General features: G+C 65.5%; 6 protein-coding genes. 4 read left to right on the forward strand and 2 right to left on the reverse strand.

What is annotated here, in order from left to right:
* Position 1: 1 nt before the first annotated feature.
* Genes EOC93_RS21915 through EOC93_RS21930 form a run of 4 tightly spaced genes read left to right on the forward strand, consistent with a single transcriptional unit; the run spans position 2 to position 5,009 of the window.
* Positions 2-1,258 carry a sarcosine oxidase subunit beta family protein gene (locus tag EOC93_RS21915; protein ID WP_127205671.1) on the forward strand — a complete coding sequence of 419 codons (1,257 nt, stop codon included), beginning with the start codon at positions 2-4 and terminating at the stop codon, positions 1,256-1,258.
* Positions 1,259-1,271: 13 nt separating this feature from the next.
* The gene (locus EOC93_RS21920; protein ID WP_127205672.1) at positions 1,272-1,568 is read left to right on the forward strand and encodes a sarcosine oxidase subunit delta; all 297 of its coding nucleotides are present in this window, start codon (positions 1,272-1,274) and stop codon (positions 1,566-1,568) included.
* The gene (locus EOC93_RS21925; protein WP_127205673.1) at positions 1,565-4,519 is read left to right on the forward strand and encodes a sarcosine oxidase subunit alpha family protein; all 2,955 of its coding nucleotides are present in this window, start codon (positions 1,565-1,567) and stop codon (positions 4,517-4,519) included. The genes EOC93_RS21920 and EOC93_RS21925 overlap by 4 nt, the downstream gene beginning before the upstream one ends.
* Complete coding sequence (locus tag EOC93_RS21930; protein WP_127205674.1) at positions 4,512-5,009, forward strand: sarcosine oxidase subunit gamma family protein; 498 nt, start codon at positions 4,512-4,514, stop codon at positions 5,007-5,009. Before EOC93_RS21925 ends, EOC93_RS21930 begins: the two co-directional genes overlap by 8 nt.
* A gap of 27 nt (positions 5,010-5,036) precedes the next feature.
* Here the strand turns inward: EOC93_RS21930 and EOC93_RS21935 are convergent, their stop codons facing one another.
* Together EOC93_RS21935 and EOC93_RS21940 are read right to left on the reverse strand one after the other, a co-directional pair.
* Positions 5,037-6,074 (reverse strand): phosphotransferase family protein, encoded by a 1,038-nt coding sequence (locus EOC93_RS21935; protein WP_127205675.1) that lies wholly within the window; start codon positions 6,072-6,074, stop codon positions 5,037-5,039.
* A 31-nt stretch (positions 6,075-6,105) separates the two neighbouring features.
* On the reverse strand, positions 6,106-7,132 hold a 1,027-nt coding region (locus EOC93_RS21940), incomplete at its 5' end, for an acyl-CoA dehydrogenase family protein (RefSeq protein ID WP_127205676.1).

The following is a 7,132-nucleotide window of genomic DNA, read 5'->3' on the forward strand; positions in this document are numbered from 1 at the left end:
CATGGCGCGCTACTCGGCATTTTCGATTTTCCGCAACGCGCTATCTGGCCAGAAGAACTGGCAGCGCGCCTGGCGGGCGGCGGAGCCAAAACCGTCCTACGACGTGATCGTCATCGGTGGCGGCGGGCACGGCCTCGCTACCGCCTTCTACCTCGCCGAGAACCACGGCATCCGCAACGTCGCGGTGCTCGAAAAAGGCTCTGTCGGCGGCGGTAATGTCGGCCGCAACACCACCGTCATCCGCTCCAACTACCTGCTCGACGGCAACACCCAGTTCTACGAATTCTCGATGAAGCTCTGGGAGAGCATGTCGCGGGCGCTGAATTTCAACGTCATGTTCTCGCAGCGCGGCCAGCTCGTCACGGCGCATTCGGCCGATCAGCTCGACGGCTTCAGCCACCGCGCCAATGTCATGCGGCTGAATGGCATCGATGCCGATATCCTCGACCGCGACGAGGTGCGCCGTCTCGTGCCCTATCTCGACTTTTCCGAAACGGCCCGCTTCCCGATCCATGGCGCCATCTTCCAGGGCCGGGCGGGCACAGCGCGCCACGACGCCGTCGCCTGGGGCTATGCGCGCGCTGCCGACGGCCATGGCGTCGACATCATCCAGAACTGCGAAGTGACCGGCTTTCTCCGCGACGGCGACAGGATCATCGGCGTCGAAACGACGAAAGGGCGGATCGGCGCCGGCAAGGTCGGCCTCGCTGTTGCCGGTCATACATCCGTGCTCGGCACCAAGGCCGGCCTTGAACTGCCGATCGAAAGCCACGTCCTGCAGGCCTTTGTCACCGAACCGCTGAAGCCGCTCGTAGATCATGTCGTTGCCTATGGCGCCGACCATTTCTACGTCAGCCAGTCGGACAAGGGCGGGCTGGTCTTCGGCGGCAATCTCGACGGCTACAATTCCTACGCCCAGCGCGGCAATCTCGGCGTCGTGCGCGAGGTGGCGGAGGCGGCGATTGCGCTGATGCCGTGCATTTCGCGCGTCCGTCTGCTGCGCCATTGGGGCGGCGTCATGGACATGACCCCCGATGCCAGCCCGATCATCTGCCCGACGCCGATCGGGGGCCTCTATCTCAACGGCGGCTGGTGCTATGGCGGCTTCAAGGCGACGCCGGCTTCCGGCTGGTGCTTCGCCCACACGATCGCCACCGGCAAGCCGCATCCCTTGATCGCAGCCTACGGGCTCGATCGTTTCCGCACCGGCCACACGCTCGACGAGGCCGGCGCCGGCCCCTCCGCCTGGCTGCAATAGGAGGCGAAAGACAATGCTGCGCATCGAATGCCCCTGCTGCGGTCCGCGTGACCATGACGAGTTCCGCTATGGCGGCGATGCTTCCGTCACACGTCCGGCCCACGACGATCCCGATCCGGAGGCCTGGTACCGTTACGTCTATGTCAGGACAAATCCGGCGGGCCTGCACCGCGAATTCTGGCAGCATGTGATCGGCTGCCGCCAGTGGCTGGTGGTCGAACGCGACACGCGCAACCACGCCATCGCATCCGTCGACCTCGCCAGGAAATTGCCGGCCAGGAAATCACCAGCCAGGAAACCACCGGCATGAGTTCGAACCATAAGCGGCTGTCGATGGGTGGCCGTATCGACCGCGAGCAGCCGGTCGATTTTACCTTCGACGGCCGCAAGCTGGCTGGATATCGCGGCGACACGCTGGCGTCTGCGCTGCTTGCCAACGGCGTCACCCTGGTCGGGCGCAGCTTCAAATATCATCGTCCACGCGGCGTTTTTTCCGCCGGGCCCGAGGAGCCGAATGCGCTGGTTACGCTCGGAATCGCAGGCAGGCGCGAGCCGAACCTGCCGGCGACGACACTGGAACTCGCGGACGGCATGGTCGCGGAGAGCCAGAACCGCTGGCCCTCGCTTGCCTTTGACGTGCAAAGCGCCAACGGCCTGCTGGCGCCGTTCCTTTCGGCCGGCTTCTACTACAAGACCTTCATGGGCCCGACGCGCCGTGCCTGGATGTTCTACGAGCATTTTATCCGCAAGGCGGCCGGGCTGGGCAGAGCCGGCACCGACCCTGACCCCGACCGTTACGAGGTTCGTCATGCGTTTGCCGATGTCGCGATCATCGGCGGCGGCCCGGCGGGATTGTCGGCGGCGCGTGCTGCCGCGGCCGCCGGCGCGCGGGTCGCGCTGATCGAGCAGGATTTCCTGCTCGGCGGCCAGCTTCTGGCGGAACCGTCCGACAGCGCGGCGGCCTCATGGTTGAGACAGACCGAAGCCGAGCTGGAGAGCTCCGAAACCGTCGCCTTGATGAAGCGGACGACCGCTTTCGGTATCTATGACGGCAATGTCATCGGACTGGTCGAGCAACGCGACCCAACCGATCGCCAGCCGGCCGGCGAGGCGCGGCAGACGTTCACCATGCTTCGCGCCCGCTCGATCGTTTTCGCCACCGGCGCCATCGAGCGACCAATGGTATTCTCGAACAACGACCGGCCCGGCGTCATGCTTGCCTCGGCCGCCCGGACCTATCTCAACCGTTTCGCCGTCCTGCCCGGCAAAAAAATCATCGTCGCCACCAGCAATGACGGCGCCTGGCGCACCGCCTTCGACCTTGCCGCAGCCGGCGCAGAGGTGACGGTTGCCGATCTGCGCGCATCACCTCCCGCAGCACTTGTCGCGGAGGCCGCACAGTTCGGCGTGGTTGTGCGGGCCGCAACGCACATCGTCGACCTGCGCGGCGGCCATGCCGTCAGGCGTGCAACGCTCAACGGGCCGGACGGCCAATCCGAGGCCGCCTGCGACCTGGTCTGCGTGTCCGGTGGCTGGTCGCCGACCGTGCATCTCACCTCGCATCTGGGCATCAAACCTGCCTACCGCGACGACATCGGCGGCTTCGTGCCGGGCGCGTTTGCGGCGGACCGGTTCGGCGCCGGCTCGATGATGGGAGCTTATTCGACCGCCGGTGCCATCGAGGACGGTCACCGCGCCGGCACCCAGGCGGCATCGTTTTGCGGCAAGTCGGGACCGGCGCCCACTCCATCGAAACTCGATCTTGGCGAGACCGCCGCAGCCCCGCTTCGCGAGGTCCTGCCCGCTAGGCGTGGAAAGGCCTTCGTCGATTTCCAGATGGACGTGACGACCGGGGATATCGAGCTCGCCCATCGCGAGGGCTATGAATCGGTCGAGCACCTGAAGCGCTACACCACCCTCGGCATGGGCACCGACCAGGGCAAAACCAGCAATTTTCCGGCGCTTGCCGCGATGGCGGCTCTGCGCAGCGCAACGATCCCCGAGACCGGCGCCACGACCTTTCGGCCGCCCTACACGCCGGTCGCCATCGGTGCGCTTGCCGGACGCGCCATCGGCCATCATTTCAAGCCGATCCGGCGCACGCCGATGCACGACTGGCACATGGCGAACGGCGCCGAGATGCTGGAGGTCGGGCTCTGGATGCGGCCCTATTTCTACGGGCAATCCGGACGCGACGTGAACGAAGCCTATGTCGCCGAAATGCGGAATGTGCGCCAGGCTGCGGGCCTGATGGACATCTCCACCCTCGGCAAGATCGACGTCCAGGGCCCGGATGCGGCGATTTTCCTCGACCGCGTCTACGCCAACGGCTTTGCCAAACTGCCGGTCGGCCGTGCCCGCTACGGCGTTATGCTGCGCGACGACGGCATCGTCTTCGACGACGGCACCACGACGCGGCTGGCGGAGAACCGGTTCTTCATGACCACCTCGACCGCCAAGGCCGCCGATGTGCTGTCGCGTCTCGAATTCCTGCTCGACACGGCCTGGCCGGATTTGCGCGTAGCCGTGACCTCGGTGAGCGATGAATGGGCGGCGATGTCGGTTGCCGGACCGAAAAGCCGCGCAATTCTGAGTGCGGCGTTTCCCGCTCTCGACGTTTCCGACGCGGCACTTGCGCATATGGGGTTGCTCGAAAGCGAATGGCGAGGCCGTGCGCTCCGCATCCTGCGTCTCAGTTATTCCGGCGAGCGCGCCTACGAAATCTATGTCGGCGCAACCGCCGGTGAACAGCTCTGGAGCCGCCTGCTCGAAGCTGGCAGGCCGTTCGATCTGAAGCCTTATGGCGTCGAGGCGCTCGGTGCGCTGCGCGTCGAAAAGGGCCATGTCGCCGGACCTGAAATCGATGGGCGCACGACGCTCGACGATCTTGGCCTCGGCCGCATGGCCGGCAAGCGCACCGGCTTCGTCGGCGACGTGTTGCGACGGCGCCCCGCCTTCCAGGCGCCAGACCGGCAGCGCCTGGTCGGGCTGGAATGCATCGAGGAGGGAAAACGCCTTCGCGGTGGCGCCATCCTGTTCCTGCCGGGTGAGAAACCTTACGGCCACGGGCGCGGCCGCGTGACCTCCGTCACCTTCAGCCCTGAACGCGGTCGCTATGTCGGGCTGGCCTTGCTTGCTGGCGATGTCGCTAGCGAAGGAAGCGAGATCGTGGCCGTCTATGCGATGAAGACCGAAACGGTGCGCGCCCGCATCGTCTCGCCGGTATTTCTCGATCCGCAGGGAGAGCGGCTACATGGCTAGCCCGGATTTCAGCCTGTCCGTGGCCGATTGCCCGCTCATCCAGGTCGAGGGCTGGGACGGCACGCTGGGGCAATTCGAATCGAGCCTCTCGACGTCGCTCGGCACCAAGCTTCCTGCCTCGGTTGGAGAGACTGTTCGCCACAAGGGTTTCCTTGTCATCCGCGTTGCCCCTCGCCGTCTCTGGCTGGCTCTTGACGACGGCGCGCAGGCACCTTCGCTTGCCGTCGACCCGGATCTCGGCTGTTCAGTTTCTCTCGACGAAGGTCGCGTGCGTTTCAGAATGGCTGGGGCTGACGTCGCGCGGGTTCTCTCCAAATGCATCGCCGTCGACTGGCGCGCGTCGGCGGCCGCCCCGGGCCGGGCCGTGCTGACGTCCTTGCATCATGTGCCCGTGCTTTTCCTGCGCACCGGTGAGACCGCGTGCGAACTCATGGTGCCGCGAAGCTTTTCGCGAAGCCTCTCGGACTGGATTGCTGACGCCGCGGAATAGGGAAAGGACCAGGCGCGAACGCTCTCCTCAGGAGCCGCTCCACGGCCTTGCTCCTTGGATGATCTCTTGGGCACGCACGGCAAAGCGGCCGGCGAGAGGCCACTTCCCGGCGGCATCGGCCGACGCCGCGCTGCCTGCCCGCGCCCGGTCGGCGATGCCGACGAAGATCACCGCGAAACGAAACAGCGAAAAAACCAGGTGGAAGCGTTCCAGGGGCGCAGTGGGCACGGCATGCGCGAAATAATGGTCGAGGAATTCGCGCTGGCTCGGGATGCCGAGTGCGGCATGATCGAGGCCGAGGATGCCGCCATACTCGTCCGGGGTCGAATGCCAGGTCATCGAGCAAAAGCCGAGATCGGCGAGCGGATGGCCGATCGTCGACAGCTCCCAATCGAGAATGCCGATCACCTCCGGCTTGCCGGGATGGAACAGCAGATTTCCGAGGCGGAAGTCGCCATGGGCGATCGCCACGCGCCCATCATCCGCGGGCAGGTGCTGCGGCAGCCAGTCGGCGACCACTTCGAGTGCCGGAATTCTGTCACTCGGCGATTCCCTGAGCTGCTTGGTCCAGCGGCCAATCTGGCGCTCGAAATAGTTGCCGGGCCGGCCGTAGTCGCCGAGACCGACCTCGTCGGGGCGGACAGCATGCAATTTGGCCATCGCTTCGGCCATGCCGAAATAGATGCCGCGTCGCTGCGCGGGCGAAAGGCCGGGCAGCGAACAGTCGTGGAAGACGCGACCATCAAGCCGCTCCATCAGGTAGAAGGGCGTGCCGAGCGGCTCGACGCCGTCGTGATAGAGCACCGGCCCCGGCACCGGGACGTTGGTCGATGCGAGCGCCTCAAGCACGCGGAATTCGCGGTCGACGGCGTGCGCCCCGCGCAAGACCGGCCCGGCCGGCTTCTTGCGCAGCACCATGCGATGCGCACCATAGTCGACGAAGTAGGTTGGGTTGGACTGTCCGCCGCCAATCCGCTCAAGCGTCATGGCGGCGTCGCCGAAGCGGTTCGAGAGAAAAGCCTTCAATGCCGCAGGATCGAAATCCGCATTCGACGGCTGCGCCATCTTTTCCTCCTGAGATGCCACCGCGCGTCGCTTACGCCTCGCCTTCGACCGTCCAGCGCCAGAAGCCTCTCTCTTCCTCGTTGAGGAAACGGTTCAGCACCATCTTGTGGACCTCATCGGCACCGTCGACCAGCCGCGCCTGGCGAGCATAGCGGTAGATCCATTCGAGCACCGTGTCCTTGGAATAGCCACGCGCGCCATTGATCTGGATCGCCACATCGGCTGCGTCATGCAGCACATTGGCGACCTGGATCTTGGCCATCGATACTTCCTTGCGGGCAAAGCCGCCGCGGTCCAGCTCCCACGCAGCCTTCATCACCAGGATGCGGCCGATCTCGATGCGCATGGCGAGGTCACCGAGCTTCAGCTGGACGCTTTCGCGGTCGGCGAGGCGCTGGCCGAAACCATAGCGCTCGGCGGCGTAGGCGCGCGCGATCTCAACGCAGCGCTTGGACAGTCCGAGCCATCGCATGCAGTGGGTAAGCCGCGCTGGGCCGAGCCGCACCTGCGTCACCTTCATGCCCCTACCCTCGCCGACCAGCATGTCTTCGACAGGGATTTCGAGCCCATCGAACTCCAGCTCGCAATGCCCGCCATGCTCCTCCGGGCCCATGATCTCGATGCGGCGCACGATGCGCCAGCCTGGCTGGTCCTTGTGGAACATCAGGGCCGACAGCCCATGGCGCGGGTCGTCCGAGGTTCGCGCGATCAGAATGAAATGGCTGGCCTCCTCCGCGCCGGTGATGAACCATTTGCGGCCGGTCACGACATATTTGTCGCCGCGCAGCTCCGCATGCGTCATGATCATCGAAGGGTCCGAGCCGCCGCCGGGGTGCGGTTCGGTCATGGCAAAGGCCGATCGCACCTTGCCCTCGACGATCGGCTTCAGCCATTTTTCCTTTTGTGCTGGCGTGCCGAGCGCCTCCAGAACCATCATGTTGCCATCGTCGGGCGCTGCCGAATTGAACACCACGGGTCCGAAGATCGACCGGTTCATCTCCTCATAACAGACCGCCATGTCCATCTTGCCGAGGCCCGCGCCGCCGGTTTCGTGCTTG

Source organism: Mesorhizobium sp. M6A.T.Ce.TU.002.03.1.1, from assembly GCF_003997275.1.
Classification (GTDB): domain Bacteria; phylum Pseudomonadota; class Alphaproteobacteria; order Rhizobiales; family Rhizobiaceae; genus Mesorhizobium; species Mesorhizobium mediterraneum.